We start from the raw sequence: 13,764 nt of genomic DNA on the forward strand, positions 1-13,764 counted from the left end.
GTCACTTCGCCGCCGCTGCCGCCGCCGAGAGGTAGGCGTTGCTGTAGGTCTTCGACAGGTCGATGTTCTTGCTCTTGACCAGCGGCTTGTAGGTGGCGAGCACCTTCAGCACGTTCTCGGGGCCGCCGGCCGGCATCTTCGCGTCGGTGGTGAACATCGGCAGCGATGCCTTCAGCGCCTCGACGTACAGCGCCTTGTCGTTGCCGTAGTAGTCGCGCGGCATCTTCTCGGCGATGTCCTCGGCGCTGTGGGTGCTGATGTATTGCATGGTGCGCGCGAAGGCGCGGGCCAGCTTGGTGGCCTCGGCCTTGTGCGACTCGGCCCAGGTGTTCTGCACGTACAGGCTGGCCGCGGGGTAGAGGCCGCCCAGGGCCTTGATGGTGTCGGGCTCGGTGCGCAGGTCGACCAGCACCTTGGCGTCGCCGGTCTTGAGCATCTGCGACACGGTGGGCTCGGTGGTCATGCCGGCCTGGATGCGGTCCTGCTTCATGGCCGCGATGAAGGTGTTGCCGGCGCCCACGGGCAGCAGCGAGTATTCCTTCGAGGCCACGCCGGCGCGGTCGGCCAGGTAGCGGGTGAGGAAGTCGGTCGACGAGCCCAGGCCGGTCACGCCCAGCGTCTTGCCGCCCTTGGCGTCGGCCATGCTCTTGAAGCCGGCGGCATCGGCCTTGGTCGAGACCAGCTCGACTTCGCCCGGCACCTTGCAGAACACGGCGATGGCCTGGATTTCCTTGCCCTTGCTCTGCAGGTCGATGGTGTGGTCGTAGAAGCCCACCACGCCCTGCACGGCGCCGGCGATCAGCTGGTTCTCGGCGTCGACGCCGGCCGGCTGCGACTGCAGCTCGACGTTCAGGCCTTCTTCCTTGAAGTAGCCCAGCACCTCGGTGAGCTTGGCCGGCAGGTAGATGATCTTGTTGATGCCGCCCACCATGATGGTGATGGGCGCATCGGCCGCCTGCACGAGTGGCGCGGTGGCGGCGAGGGCAGTGCACAGGGCGGCGGCCAGCAGGGTGCGGCGGGTGGCGAACGTCGACAGGGACATGGTGTCTCTCCGTGTTGTATTGAATTGGAAGTCCGCGCTCATCTGCCGCGGGACGGGGCCAGTCTAGGAAGCGGCGTCTTTCGGCCAGCTTTCGGCGGCATGCGCGATTTCTCATGGTTATCCCTAGGACTTGCCGATGCTTCCTAGAATCCACGGCCACCACCCACGACCCCCATGAAGCTGCTGCTCATCGAAGACAACCCGCAACTCGCGCACTGGCTCTCCAGCCTGCTGCGCGAGCAGGAGTTCGTGGTCGACCACGTGGACAACGGCGACGCGGCCGACCGCCTGCTGACGCAGACGGCCTACGACGTGGTGCTGCTGGACCTGAACATCCCGCAGCTTTCAGGCAAGGCCGTGCTGCGCAGGCTGCGCGAGCGCGGCGACACGGTGCCGGTGATCATCCTCACGGCCACCGCGTCGCTCGACCAGAAGGTGCTGTGCCTGGAGATCGGCGCCGACGACTACCTCGTCAAGCCCTTCGAGATCCGCGAGCTGGTGGCGCGCATCAAGGTGCTGGTGCGCCGGCAGATGCCCGGCAAGGCCAACGACATCGCCTGCGGCGACCTGCGCTACGACCTGCGCACGCGGCATTTCGCACTGGCCGGCGAAGAGCTGTCGCTGCCGCCGCGAGAACGCACGTTGCTCGAGACGCTGATGCTGAAGGCGGGCAGCACCGTGTCGAAGCAGGCGCTGATCGATGCGATATTCGGCCTGGACGACGAGCCCAGCGCCGATGCGGTCGACATCTACATCCATCGCCTGCGCAAGAAGCTCGAGGCGAGCCAGGCGACGATCATCACGCTGCGCGGCGTCGGCTACCTGCTGCGCACCCGCCAGGAAGACTAGGGTGCCCAGGCGCGCCAGCCTTCGCCTGCGCCTTGCGCTGTGGCTGCTGCTGCCGATGTCGGTGTTCGTCGCCATCTGCGGATACCTCAACTGGCGCAACGCCGCGGAAGTGGCCGACTACGTGCAGGACCACGACCTGCTGTCCTCGGCCAAGGTGCTGTCGGACCGCCTGATCTGGGAAGACGAGGACGTGAAGGCCAGCGTGCCGCCCTCGGCATTGAGCCTGTTCGTCTCGCCCGAGCGCGACCGCGTATTCCTCAGCGTGACGGGCGCCAACGGCGAGGTGCTGGCCGGCTCGGCCGACTTTCCGCTGCCGGCGGTGCGCAAGCCCGAGGGCATCGACCGCGCGCAGTGGTACGACACCCGCTTCGCCGGCGTGCCGCTGCGCGCCGTGGTCACCACGCGCGCGATGTACGAGGCCGGCGGCGCGCGCGACATCACCATCGCCGTCGGCAAGACAGAAGGCAGCCGCGACCACATGCTGCGCACGCTGTGGTGGCCGTCGATGGAATATCTGTTGATCGCGCTGGCGCTTTCGATCGCGCTGGTCGTGGTGGCGCTGACGCTGGAGCTGCGCCCCATCGTGCGGCTGAGCCAGCAGCTCGCGCAGCGCGACCCGCTGCACCTCGACCTGGTGGTGGACCCCGGCGCGCTGCACTCCGAGCTGCGGCCGGTGGCCGACACCATCAACCGCTTCGTGGGGCAGCTGAAGGCGCACTCCGAGGCGCAGCGGCGCTTCATTGCCGATGCGGCGCACCAGTTGCGCACCCCGCTGGCCATGCAGGCCTCGCAGATCGAATTCGCTCGCTACACGCGGCAGCACCGCGGCGAATGGGACACGCGCCGCGCCGACATGGACGCGATGTGGCAGGAAATGCAGACCAGCAACCGCCGGCTGGTCGACGTGACGAACAAGCTGCTGCTGCTGGCGCAGGCCGAGCACGGCGACGCGCACACGCGGCTGGAGCCGGTCGACCTGGCGGCGGTGGCGCTGCGCTGCGTCGAGCAGCTCGCGGCGCTGGCGGATCGGCGCGGCATCGACCTGGGGCTGGAGTCGCAGGCGGCGCCGGGCGAGGCCGTGGTGCAGGCGCAGCCGGCGCTGCTCGATGCGCTGGCGACCAACCTGCTGGACAACGCGCTGCGCTACACGCAGGAAGGCGGCAGGGTGACGGTCGGCGTGCGGAATGTGGAAGGAACGGTCGAGCTGACCGTGGAAGACAACGGCCCCGGCATTCCCGCCGAGGCGCGCGAGCGCGTGTTCGAGCGCTTCTACCGGGTGTCGCAGGACACCGAGGGCACGGGCCTGGGGCTGGCCATCGTGCGGGAGATCGCACGCGCCTTCGATGCGAACGTGGACCTGGCAGCCAATCCGCGCGAGGCGCGGGGGCTGCTGGTCACGGTGCGTTTCCCGTCTGTTGTTGCTGCTGCCGCCGCCTGAAGAAGCGGCGGCCGGGGCTCATCAGCCCTTGATGCCGGCGGCTGCGCGCAGGGCCGCTGCCTGGTTGGTGGCTTCCCAGGTGAACTCGGGCTCTTCGCGGCCGAAGTGGCCGTAGGCGGCGGTTTTCTGGTAGATCGGGCGCAGCAGGTCGAGCATCTGGATGATGCCCTTCGGGCGCAGGTCGAAGTGCTCGCGCACCAGTTCGGCGATCTTCTCGTCGGAGATCACGCCGGTGCCTTCGGTGTAGACCGTGATGTTCATCGGCTGCGCCACGCCGATGGCGTAGGCCACCTGGATCTGGCACTGGCGCGCCAGGCCGGCGGCAACGATGTTCTTGGCCACGTAGCGCGCGGCGTAGGCGGCCGAGCGGTCGACCTTGGACGGGTCCTTGCCCGAGAACGCGCCGCCGCCGTGCGGGCAGGCGCCGCCGTAGGTGTCGACGATGATCTTGCGGCCGGTGAGGCCGCAGTCGCCCTGCGGGCCGCCGATGACGAAGCGGCCGGTCGGGTTGATCAGGTAGCGCGTGTCCTTGAGCCACTCCTTGGGCAGCACGGGCTTGATGATCTCTTCGATGATCGCTTCGTTGAACGAGGCCTTCATCTTGGTGGGCGTTTCGCTCTGGTCGGGGCTGTGCTGGGTGGAGAGCACCACGGTGTCGATGCTGTGCGGCTTGCCGTCCACGTAGCGCATCGTGACCTGGCTCTTGGCGTCGGGGCGCAGGAAGGGCAGGCGGCCGTCCTTGCGCAGCTGGGCCTGGCGCTCGACGAGGCGGTGCGCGTAGTAGATGGGCGCGGGCATCAGCTCCGGCGTTTCATCGCAGGCGTAGCCGAACATCAGGCCCTGGTCGCCGGCGCCGGTGTTCAGGTGGTCGTCCGATGCGTGGTCCACGCCCTGGGCGATGTCGTTGGACTGCTTGTCGTAGCAGACCATCACGGCGCAACCCTTGTAGTCGATGCCGTAGTCGGTGTTGTCGTAGCCGATGCGCTTGATGGTGTCGCGCGCGACCTGGATGTAGTCGACGTGCGCGTTGGTCGTGATCTCGCCGGCGAGCACCACGAGGCCGGTGTTGGTCAGCGTCTCGGCGGCCACGCGGCTGCGGGGGTCCTGCTCGAAGATCGCGTCCAGGATGGCATCCGAGATCTGGTCGGCGACCTTGTCGGGGTGGCCTTCGGAGACGGATTCGGAAGTGAAGAGGAAATCGTTCGCCATTTGTACAAAACTCCTTGATGTGACTTGGCGCGTTGCCAACTCTGCGGAGCCCTGGCGAACGCTTTAGCAGATGCCGGTTGCCCGGCGGGGCACAATCGCCTTCGCGCTTGTGTTTGTCGCCCTGCAAGTTGTTCCGTAACTCGGCGACAATTTGGATTCTATTCGAGCCGCGCCTACCACGCGCGCGCGTCCGTTTTTTGACCCCCTCCCGTTTTCAATGATCACCCTGTTTCGCCTGCTTGCCCGCTTGCCGATGCCGTTGATGCATCGGTTCGGCGCCATGCTGGGCTGGCTGGTCTGGTGGTGCGCGCCGGACTACCGCCGCCGCTTCAAGGCCAATGCCGAAAGCGCGGGTTTCGCCCCCGACCAATACCGCCCCGCCATCGCCGCCGCCGGCAAGATGGCTTCCGAGCTTCCCTGGCTCTGGTTGCGCCCGCAGGGCCAGACCGTGCTGGACCGCGTGGTGCGCTGGGAGGGCGTCGAGGCCTTCGAGGCCGCCATGCAGGCGAAAAAGGGCGTGATCCTCGTCGCGCCGCACCTGGGCAGCTGGGAAATGTGCGGCCAGGCCATCGGCGAGCGCTTCCTGGCGGCCTACGGCCCCATCACCGCGCTGTTCCGACCGGCGCGCAAGAAATGGATGGCCGACCTGATCGCCGCCGGCTCGCGCGACCGGCCCGGCTTGCAGACGCTTCCAACCAACAACAGCGGCGTGCGCGGCCTGATCCGCACGCTACGCGGCGGCGGCTACACCGGCATCCTTCCCGACCAGGTGCCGCCGCTGGGGCAGGGCGTCTGGGCGCCGTTCCTGGGCCGCCCCGCCTACACCATGACCTTGCTTCCCCGCCTTGCGCAACAAACCGGCGCGGCCTGTTTCCTCAGCGTCTGTGAGCGGCTGCCCGACGGGGCCGGCTACGTGATCCGCTTCGAGCCGATCGTCGGCACGGCGCTGACGGATCCGTCCGCCTCCATCGAGGAAGCCGCCGCGGCCATGAACGACGGCATCGGCCGGCTCATCCGCAGCCTGCCCGGCCAGTACGTGTGGGACTACGCCCGCTACAAGGAGCCGCGCGCCGAGCGCGTGGCGGCCGCCACCGGGGAGACCGCATGAGCTTCGGTTCCCGACTCGGCATCGGCTTCATGCGCGCGATCGCGCCGCTGCCCCTGCCGCTGGTGCGCGGTTTCGGGGCGTTCCTCGGCCGCATCCTGCATACCGTGGCGGTGCCGCGGCGGCGCGTGGTCGACACCAATCTCGCGGTCTGCTTCCCCGAGAAATCGGAGGCAGAGCGCCGTGCCATCGCGCGCGAGACCTTCGTCTTCGTGGCGCAATCGTGGCTCGATCGCGGCTGGCTCTGGCATGCGCCCGAGAAGGTGGTGGCGAGCCGGCTCAAGGTGGTCGGCGCGGCTTCGGAGATCCGCGAGATCGCCGAGGGCGACGCGCCGATGATCCTGTTCGCGCCGCATTTCTACGGCCTCGACGCGGCCGCCACCGCGCTGACCATGCACACGGCGCGCCCCTCGGCCACCATCTACACGACCCAGCGCGACCCGATGGTCGATGCCTGGATCCGCGAAGGCCGCACCCGCTTCGGCGACGTGGCGGCGCTCAACCGGGTGGACGGCATCAAGCCGGTGCTGCAGGGCCTGCGCAAGGGCGGCCTGCTGTATTTGCTGCCCGACATGGACTTTGGCCGCGACCAGACCATCTTCGTGCCGTTCTACGGGGTGCAGGCGGCCACGGTGCCCTCGCTGTCGCGCTTCGCGCGGCTGGGCAAGGCCAAGGTGGTGCCGGTGGTGTCGAAGCTCACGCGCGACGGCTATGAGATTCAGGTGCTGCCGACCTGGCAGAACTTCCCGACCGACGACGTCGAAGCCGACACGGCCCTCATGAACGAGCGCCTGAAGGGCTACATCGACACCATGCCTTCCCAGTACTACTGGGTGCACCGCCGGTTCAAGACCCGCCCCGAGGGCGAGCCGCCTATTTACTGAGCGCGCTGCAGGAAGCCCTCGATCTCGCGGGCGACCAACTGCGGCTGCTCGTGCACGATCCAGTGGGTCGCGTTCGGCACCTTCTTCAGCTCCAGCTTCGGCACGTAGTCGTCGAGGCCCTCGAGCAGGCCGGGCAGCAGCGCCGCGTCGTCCAGCGCCCAGAACACGAAGGTCGGCACGTCCACCGTGAGCCGTTCGCGCGGCAGCACCGGAATGCCGTCGATGGTCTGGCCCGGCAGCGGCGGCTTCATCGGCGTCACGCGGTACAGGTTGCAGGCACCCGTGAGACCCGCGCCCCAGACTTCGCGGTACTTCTGCTTCACTTCCTCTGTCAGCCAGCCGAAGCCGTCCGGCCCGGCCTTCATCAGCGTGAAGAAGGGCCACATGCGCTTGAAGTCGTCGGCCGCGAGCAGCGCCTCGGCATCGGGGCGCGCGAGGAAGTTCATGTAGGCGCTGGCCTGCTGCTGCGCCGCGCTGTTGCGCAGCTCGCGCGTGAAGGTGCCCGGGTGCGGCGAATTGATGATGACCAGCTTGCCGACCTGCTGCGGAAAGGCATTGGCGTAGCCCCAACCGAAGGCGCCGCCCCAGTCGTGGGCCACCAGCGCGGCCATGGTGCCGTCGGCGCTCTCGGTGGCCACGAGCTGCTGGATGTCCTGGATCAGCAGGTGCGGCTTGTAGGCCGCCACGTCGGTCGGCGCGCTCGATTTCTCGAAGCCGCGCAGGTTGGGCGCCACACAGCGGTAGCCGCCGTGGGCGGGGTCCGCGAAGTATTCGAGCAGTTCGTCCCAGATGAACGCGGCCTCGGGGAAACCGTGCAGGAACACCATCAGCGGTCGGCCAGGCTCGCCGGTGGCGCGGCAACTGAGGGTGGTGCCGTTGGGCAGGCTGCGTTGGAAGGTCTCGATCATGCTTCTTGTCTCCTTGTGTTGACTGTCGCTATTCTTTTGATAGTGAACTGTGCAGATGGGACGCCCGGTGCAGCCTGTTGCCGGGTCAGGCCTCCGGCGGCGGGGCAGGTGGCTCGGCAGGCGCCTCGCTGCCTTCCGGGTGCACCCAGCGCCACAGCAGCTCGGCCGCTTCGCCGACGCCCTGCTTCTTCAGTGCGGAAAACAGTTTCACCTCGCCGCCGCCGGCGTTCAGTCGCGTAATCGACAGCACCTTGGCGGCCTCGCTGCGCGTGAGCTTGTCGGACTTGGTCAGCAGCACCAGGAACTTCAGGCCTTGTTCCACGCGCGGGCGGATCACGTCGAGCAGGATCTCGTCGAGTTCGGTCAGGCCGTGGCGCGGATCGCACATCAGCACCACGCCGCGCAGGCTCTCGCGCGTCATCAGGTAGTTGCCCATGACGCGCTGCCAGCGCAGCTTGGCTTCGCGCGGCACGGCCGCATAGCCGTAGCCGGGCAGGTCGGCCAGCACGGCGTCGTCGACCTTCTGCTTGCCGATGCCGAACAGGTTGATGTGCTGCGTGCGGCCCGGCGTCTTGGAGGCGAAGGCCAGGCGCGTCTGCTGCGTCAGGGTGTTGATGGCGGTCGACTTGCCCGCGTTGGAACGGCCGACGAAGGCGATTTCAGGCAGGTCGACAGGAGGCAGGTGCTCCAGTTGCGGCGCGCTGGTGAGGAAGTGGGCGGTATGCAACCAGCCCAGTGCCACGCGCTCGCGTTCGGCGACCTGGGGGTCCGCGGCGGGCGCCGCGCGGGGAGGATAGGCAGCGGGCTTGGCGCGCGGGGAGGGCATCTACGGACTTTCGAAACTAGACCCACATTGTAGAATCGTGAGGTTTTGCGCCAATAAATTCGAAGCCCCCGATATGAAGTTGTTTGCCAATATTGTGCTTGCGGCCCTCGTGGGCCTCGCATCCAGCGTGAGTTTTGCAGCCGATGAACACGCCGCGGCTCCCGCTGCGGCGCCGGCCAAACCGGCCAAGCCGGACCCCGCCAAGGGGGATACGCTGTTCAGCGCGAGCACCCCCACGGTCCAGAGCTGCGCTTCGTGCCACAACGCTGACGGCAACTCGACCATCGCGGCCAACCCCAAGCTGGCGCAACAACACCCCGAATACATCCTCAAGCAGCTGCAGGACTTCAAGTCCGGCAAGCGCAAGAACAGCGTCATGAGCCCCATGGCCGCGAACCTCAGCGACCAGGACATGCGCGACATCGCCTGGTTCGTGGCCTCCAAGAAGATCAAGACCGGCTTCTCGAAGGACAAGGACACCGTGGCCCTTGGCGAGAAGATCTACCGCGGCGGCATCGGCGAGCGCTCCATCCCCGCCTGCGCCGGCTGCCACAGCCCCAACGGCGCCGGCCTGCCCGCCCAGTACCCGCGCCTGGGCGGCCAGAACGCCGACTACACCGTGGCCCAGCTCAAGGCCTTCCGTGGCGACGGCACGCCCGTGCGCACCAACAGCGGCCCCATGACCGGCGTCGCCGCCAAGCTCAACGACCGCGAAATCGCCGCCGTGGCGGACTACATCGCCGGCCTGCGCTGATGACGATGCGCTCCAGAGCGTGAACTAACCGCCGACAACAACCCCAAACAAAGGGCGGGCCGATCCACCAGGATGGCCCGCCCTTTTGCTTTTCTCCCGTCTTCCCCTACCTTTCGCCTCGATGTCCGTTTCCACCCATGGCCTTCGCGTCCATCGCGGCCCGCAAATGCTTCGCGCGGCGGTGGAGCTGCTGTCGTCGATGCGCTTCGCGATCGCGCTGCTCACCGTCATCTGCATCGCGTCGATCATCGGCACCGTGCTGAAGCAGCACGAGCCGATCAACAACTACATCAACCAGTTCGGACCCTTCTGGGCGGAGCTGTTCCGCGCGGCGCGGCTCGACTCGGTCTACAGCGCCTGGTGGTTCATGCTGATCCTGCTGTTCCTGGTGATCAGCACCTCGCTGTGCGTCGCGCGCAACACGCCGCGCATCCTGGTCGACCTCAAGACCTTCAAGGAAGACATCCGCGCGCAGAGCCTGAAGGCCTTCGGCCAGCGCGCCGAGAACCGCCTGGGCGAAACGCCGGAGGCCGCGGCCAACCGCATCGGGCAACTGCTGGTGAGCGGCGGCTGGAAGGTCAAGCTGCAGCAGCGCGAGGCCACCAATGGCAGCCGCCCGACCGGCGCCGGCTGGATGGTCGCGGCGCGCGCCGGCGGCGCCCACAAGCTGGGCTACATCGCGGCCCACAGCGCGATCGTGCTGGTGTGCATCGGCGGCCTGCTCGACGGCGACCTCATCGTGCGCGCGCAGACCTGGTTCAACGGCAAGAGCGTGTTCACCGGCGGCGGCATGATCGCCGACGTGGCGCCCGAGCACCGCCTGTCCGCCAGCAATCCGACCTTCCGCGGCAACATCCTCGTGCCCGAGGGCGGGCAGGGCAGCGTGGCCATCCTGAACCAGGCCGACGGCGTGCTGCTGCAGGAGCTGCCGTTTTCCATCGAGCTGAAGAAGTTCATCGTCGATTACTACTCGACCGGCATGCCCAAGCTGTTCGCGAGCGAGGTCGTGCTGCACGACCGCGAGACCGGCGAGCAGGTGCCCGCGCGCATCGAGGTGAACCACCCGGCCAGCTACAAGGGCGTGGAGATCTACCAGTCGAGCTTCGACGACGGCGGCTCCAAGGTGAAGCTCAAGGCGGTGCCGATGGCTGCCGCGGCCAAGCCCTTCGAGGTCGAAGGCATCATCGGCGGCCCAAGCACCGAGATCACCAACGGCAAGGAAAAGCTCACGCTCGAATACGCCGCGCTGCGCGTGATCAACGTCGAGAACTTCGCCGACGCCGGAGCCATGAGCAGCGGCGCCGACGTGCGCAAGGTCGACCTGCGCCACGACATCGAATCGCGCCTGGGCGCGGCCAACAAGGTCAACAAGCCGAAGGTGCTGCGCAACATCGGCCCGAGCATCGGCTACAAGCTGCGCGACGCCTCCGGCCAGGCGCGCGAGTACCAGAACTACATGGTGCCGGTCGACACCGGCGACGGCCAGCCGGTGTTCCTGCTCGGCATGCGCGAAAAGCCGGAGGATCCGTTCCGCTACCTGCGCGTGCCGGCCGACGAGCAGGGCTCGATGGACGGCTTCGTGCGCATGCGCGCAGCGCTCGCCGACCCCGACACTCGCGCGCGCGCCATCGAGCGCTACATCGCCAAGGCCACCGACCCGAAGCGCCCCGAAATGGCCGAGCAGCTGCGCGTGTCGGCCACCCGCGCGCTGGCGCTGTTCTCGGGCAGCGAGCGCGCCAGGGCGGACGCCACCACGGTGGGCGGCTGGCAGGCGATTGCGGAGTTCATGGAAATCAACGTGCCCGAGGCAGAGCGCGAGCGCGCCGGCGGCGTGCTGGTGCGCATCCTCAACGACGTGCTGTTCGAAGTGCTCAACCTGAGCCGCGAAGGCGCCGGCCTGGCCGCGCTGCCGAACGACGAAAAATCGCAGGCCTACCTGACGCAGGCCGTGCTGGCCATCAGCGACGCGCACTTCTATCCCGCACCGGTCGCGATGATGATGACCGACTTCACCCAGGTGCAGGCCAGCGTGTTCCAGGTGGCGCGAGCCCCCGGCAAGAGCGTTGTCTACCTGGGCTGCCTGTTGCTGATCATCGGGATTTTTGCCATGCTGTACGTGCGCGAGCGGCGCCTGTGGGTGTGGCTCACCCCCGACGGCAATGCATCGGAGACGGCCGCCACGATGGCGTTCTCGGTCAATCGCAAGACCATCGACAGCGACCGCGAATTCGAGCACCTCAAGCACAAGCTGCTCGCCCTGAACAAGACGGAACCCGAGACATCATGAACACCACGACCCTCACGCTCAATGAAAGCTGGCTCTCGCGCCGCAACCTGTTCGATTGGGTGTTCGCGGCGCTGGTGCTGGCGGGCGGCCTGTTCGCGTTCACGCGCTATGCCGGGTCGATGGACTACTACGAGAAGCCGATCCTCGCCGCCGCGGTGATCTCGATGATCGCCATCGGCTGGTTCTGGCGCCCGCTGCGCGTGCTGGCCATCGTGGTGGCCGCCGCGTCGCTGCTGGCCATCAGCTCCTACCAGGGCGACCTCGCGCGCGCCGACACGGTGTTCTGGCTCAAGTACTTCCTGTCGAGCCAGTCGGCCATCCTGTGGATGAGCGTGCTGTTCTTCATGAGCACGCTGTTCTACTGGCTCGGCTTCTTCGGCGGCAAGCAGTCGGACACCTTCGACATGATCGGCTCGCGCCTGGCCTGGGCCGCGGTGACGATGGCGCTGATCGGCACCATGGTGCGCTGGTACGAAAGCCACCAGCTCGGCCCGGACATCGGCCACATTCCGGTCAGCAACCTGTACGAAGTGTTCGTGCTCTTCTGCTGGCTCACCGCCGCGTTCTATCTGTACTTCGAGGAGCGCTACAACACGCGCGCGCTCGGCGCCTTTGTGATGCTGGTGGTCAGCGCGGCGGTCGGCTTCCTGCTCTGGTACACCATCGTGCGCGAGGCGCACGAGATCCAGCCGCTGGTGCCCGCGCTGCAGAGCTGGTGGATGAAACTGCATGTGCCGGCCAACTTCATCGGCTACGGCACCTTCGCGCTGGCGGCCATGGTTGCCTTCGCGTACCTCATCAAGGAACAGGCCGACGAGAAGCGCTGGTACAAGCTCACGCCGATCTGGCTGCTGGGCGTGGCGCTGTGCTTCGTGCCGGTGGCCTTCCGCCAGCGAGTGCAGGAAGCCGGCGGCAGCTACTGGGTGGTCTATGCGGGCATCTCGGCGCTGATTGCGGCGGGCATCCTGCTGGGGCGCAAGCGCATCGCGGCCCGGCTGCCGGCCAACGAGGTGCTCGACGACGTGATGTACAAGTCGATCACCGTCGGCTTCGCCTTCTTCACCATCGCCACCGTGCTCGGCGCCCTGTGGGCCGCAGACGCCTGGGGCGGCTACTGGAGCTGGGATCCGAAGGAGACCTGGGCGCTGATCGTCTGGCTCAACTACGCGGCATGGCTGCACATGCGGCTCGTGAAGGGGCTGCGCGGCACCGTGGCGGCGTGGTGGGCACTGGGCGGCCTGGCGGTCACGACCTTCGCCTTCCTGGGCGTGAACATGTTCCTGAGCGGGCTGCACAGCTACGGCACGCTGTAGGAGCAGGCTGCGGGTCTTTCGCGAAGAATTGAAACCGCGCGCCGCGCTGGCGCGTAACCAAATCGGGGTCGGTCACGAACTACCCTGAGCACAACGATTCCAGCGAAAGGCTTGCCATGTCGTTTCATTCCCGTCCGCTCCGTCGCCACAGCAGCAGCGACGACAACGGCTTCATTCATCCGGTGCCGAGCGAGATCACGTCGCGTGCCGCGTACGAGAGCCGGCGCGAGATGCTAAAACTCATGGCCGGCGGCGTGGCGGGTGCGGCGCTGGCGGGCTTCGCGGCACGCGACGCCTGGGCCCAGACGGCGCGGCCCAACAAGCTCGCTGCGCTGCCGGGTGCCAAGTCGGCCGTGCCGAGCGCCATGTCGATGGACAAGCTCACCGACTACAAGGACGCCTCCACCTACAACAACTTCTACGAGTTCGGCACCGACAAGGCCGACCCGGCCAAGAACGCCGGCACGCTGAAGACGCGGCCGTGGACGGTGGAGGTCGAGGGCCTGGTCAAGAAACCGGGCAAGTTCGGCATCGAAGACCTGCTCAAGCTCAGCGCGCAGGAAGAGCGCATCTATCGCCTGCGCTGCGTCGAAGGTTGGTCGATGGTCATCCCGTGGGTCGGCTATTCGCTGGCCGAACTGATCAAGAAGGTCGAGCCGCAGGGCAACGCCAAGTTCGTCGAGTTCGTGACGCTGGCCGATCCCAAGACCATGCCCTTCGTCGGCTCCCATGTGCTCGACTGGCCCTATACCGAAGGCCTGCGCATGGACGAGGCGATGCACCCGCTCACGCTGCTCGCCTTCGGCATGTACGGCGAAGTGCTGCCCAACCAGAACGGCGCGCCGGTGCGGCTGGTGGTGCCGTGGAAGTACGGCTTCAAGTCGGCCAAGTCGATCGTCAAGATCCGCTTCGTCGAAAAGGAGCCGAGCACGGCCTGGAACAAGGCGGCCGCCAATGAATACGGCTTCTATTCGAACGTGAATCCGAACGTCGACCATCCGCGCTGGAGCCAGGCCACCGAGCGCCGCATCGGCGACGGCGGCGGCTTGTTCGCCAAGCGCCGCAAGACCGAGATGTTCAACGGCTACGAAGCCCAGGTCGGGCAGCTCTACGCTGGCATGGACCTCAAGAAAAACTATTGAGCCTGCT

12 protein-coding genes are annotated in these 13,764 nt (G+C 67.3%); 8 read left to right on the forward strand and 4 right to left on the reverse strand.

All coding sequences use genetic code 11. The features are described 5' to 3' along the window. Nucleotide 1: 1 nt before the first annotated feature. Nucleotides 2-1,042 (reverse strand): ABC transporter substrate-binding protein, encoded by a 1,041-nt coding sequence (locus L3V85_RS08680; protein WP_237678911.1) that lies wholly within the window; start codon nucleotides 1,040-1,042, stop codon nucleotides 2-4. Nucleotides 1,043-1,216: 174 nt separating this feature from the next. Here L3V85_RS08680 and L3V85_RS08685 point away from each other — a divergent pair, with 174 nt between their 5' ends. Beyond that, complete coding sequence (locus L3V85_RS08685) at nucleotides 1,217-1,891, forward strand: response regulator transcription factor (protein ID WP_237678912.1); 675 nt, start codon at nucleotides 1,217-1,219, stop codon at nucleotides 1,889-1,891. Nucleotide 1,892: 1 nt separating this feature from the next. Continuing rightward, entirely contained in the window at nucleotides 1,893-3,329 is a 1,437-nt protein-coding gene (locus L3V85_RS08690; protein ID WP_237678913.1) for a sensor histidine kinase, read from the forward strand. A 21-nt stretch (nucleotides 3,330-3,350) separates the two neighbouring features. On the opposite strand, the gene metK is transcribed toward L3V85_RS08690, so the two are convergent. Next, on the reverse strand, nucleotides 3,351-4,538 hold the full coding sequence (metK, locus tag L3V85_RS08695; protein WP_237678914.1) for a methionine adenosyltransferase: 1,188 nt from the start codon (nucleotides 4,536-4,538) through the stop codon (nucleotides 3,351-3,353). 217 nt (nucleotides 4,539-4,755) lie between these two features. Between metK and L3V85_RS08700 the strand changes: the two genes are divergently transcribed. After that, complete coding sequence (locus L3V85_RS08700) at nucleotides 4,756-5,646, forward strand: lysophospholipid acyltransferase family protein (protein ID WP_237678915.1); 891 nt, start codon at nucleotides 4,756-4,758, stop codon at nucleotides 5,644-5,646. Further along, nucleotides 5,643-6,527: a lipid A biosynthesis acyltransferase gene (locus L3V85_RS08705; RefSeq protein ID WP_237678916.1), complete on the forward strand. Its 885-nt coding sequence runs from the start codon at nucleotides 5,643-5,645 to the stop codon at nucleotides 6,525-6,527. Before L3V85_RS08700 ends, L3V85_RS08705 begins: the two co-directional genes overlap by 4 nt. On the opposite strand, the gene L3V85_RS08710 is transcribed toward L3V85_RS08705, so the two are convergent. Then, entirely contained in the window at nucleotides 6,521-7,435 is a 915-nt protein-coding gene (locus L3V85_RS08710; protein ID WP_237678917.1) for an alpha/beta fold hydrolase, read from the reverse strand. The genes L3V85_RS08705 and L3V85_RS08710 overlap by 7 nt on opposite strands. An 85-nt stretch (nucleotides 7,436-7,520) precedes the next feature. Continuing rightward, nucleotides 7,521-8,261: a ribosome biogenesis GTP-binding protein YihA/YsxC gene (yihA, locus tag L3V85_RS08715; RefSeq protein WP_237678918.1), complete on the reverse strand. Its 741-nt coding sequence runs from the start codon at nucleotides 8,259-8,261 to the stop codon at nucleotides 7,521-7,523. A 73-nt stretch (nucleotides 8,262-8,334) separates the two neighbouring features. On the opposite strand from yihA, the gene L3V85_RS08720 reads away from it, so the two are divergent. The 4 genes from L3V85_RS08720 (at nucleotide 8,335) to msrP (ending at nucleotide 13,757) form a co-directional block, all read left to right on the forward strand. After that, a complete protein-coding gene (locus L3V85_RS08720) occupies nucleotides 8,335-9,015 on the forward strand; it encodes a c-type cytochrome (RefSeq protein ID WP_237678919.1) in 681 nt (226 codons plus the stop codon). A gap of 121 nt (nucleotides 9,016-9,136) precedes the next feature. Next, complete coding sequence (locus tag L3V85_RS08725; protein ID WP_237678920.1) at nucleotides 9,137-11,302, forward strand: cytochrome c biogenesis protein ResB; 2,166 nt, start codon at nucleotides 9,137-9,139, stop codon at nucleotides 11,300-11,302. Beyond that, nucleotides 11,299-12,615, forward strand: a complete 1,317-nt coding sequence (gene ccsB, locus L3V85_RS08730; RefSeq protein ID WP_237678921.1) for a c-type cytochrome biogenesis protein CcsB — start codon at nucleotides 11,299-11,301, stop codon at nucleotides 12,613-12,615. Before L3V85_RS08725 ends, ccsB begins: the two co-directional genes overlap by 4 nt. A 116-nt stretch (nucleotides 12,616-12,731) precedes the next feature. Beyond that, the gene (msrP, locus tag L3V85_RS08735; protein ID WP_237678922.1) at nucleotides 12,732-13,757 is read left to right on the forward strand and encodes a protein-methionine-sulfoxide reductase catalytic subunit MsrP; all 1,026 of its coding nucleotides are present in this window, start codon (nucleotides 12,732-12,734) and stop codon (nucleotides 13,755-13,757) included. The last annotated feature ends 7 nt before the right edge of the window (nucleotides 13,758-13,764 follow it).

Source organism: Variovorax paradoxus, assembly GCF_022009635.1.
Taxonomy (GTDB): domain Bacteria; phylum Pseudomonadota; class Gammaproteobacteria; order Burkholderiales; family Burkholderiaceae_C; genus Variovorax.

What these genes read in the sequence shown, in the direction of transcription:
- L3V85_RS08680 (WP_237678911.1), bottom strand. Translation starts at nt 1,042, where the DNA reads ATGTCCCTGTCGACGTTCGCCACCCGCCGCACCCTGCTGGCCGCCGCC.
- L3V85_RS08685 (WP_237678912.1), top strand. Translation starts at nt 1,217, where the DNA reads ATGAAGCTGCTGCTCATCGAAGACAACCCGCAACTCGCGCACTGGCTC.
- metK (WP_237678914.1), bottom strand. Translation starts at nt 4,538, where the DNA reads ATGGCGAACGATTTCCTCTTCACTTCCGAATCCGTCTCCGAAGGCCAC.
- L3V85_RS08700 (WP_237678915.1), top strand. Translation starts at nt 4,756, where the DNA reads ATGATCACCCTGTTTCGCCTGCTTGCCCGCTTGCCGATGCCGTTGATG.
- L3V85_RS08705 (WP_237678916.1), top strand. Translation starts at nt 5,643, where the DNA reads ATGAGCTTCGGTTCCCGACTCGGCATCGGCTTCATGCGCGCGATCGCG.
- L3V85_RS08710 (WP_237678917.1), bottom strand. Translation starts at nt 7,435, where the DNA reads ATGATCGAGACCTTCCAACGCAGCCTGCCCAACGGCACCACCCTCAGT.
- yihA (WP_237678918.1), bottom strand. Translation starts at nt 8,261, where the DNA reads ATGCCCTCCCCGCGCGCCAAGCCCGCTGCCTATCCTCCCCGCGCGGCG.
- L3V85_RS08720 (WP_237678919.1), top strand. Translation starts at nt 8,335, where the DNA reads ATGAAGTTGTTTGCCAATATTGTGCTTGCGGCCCTCGTGGGCCTCGCA.
- L3V85_RS08725 (WP_237678920.1), top strand. Translation starts at nt 9,137, where the DNA reads ATGTCCGTTTCCACCCATGGCCTTCGCGTCCATCGCGGCCCGCAAATG.
- ccsB (WP_237678921.1), top strand. Translation starts at nt 11,299, where the DNA reads ATGAACACCACGACCCTCACGCTCAATGAAAGCTGGCTCTCGCGCCGC.
- msrP (WP_237678922.1), top strand. Translation starts at nt 12,732, where the DNA reads ATGTCGTTTCATTCCCGTCCGCTCCGTCGCCACAGCAGCAGCGACGAC.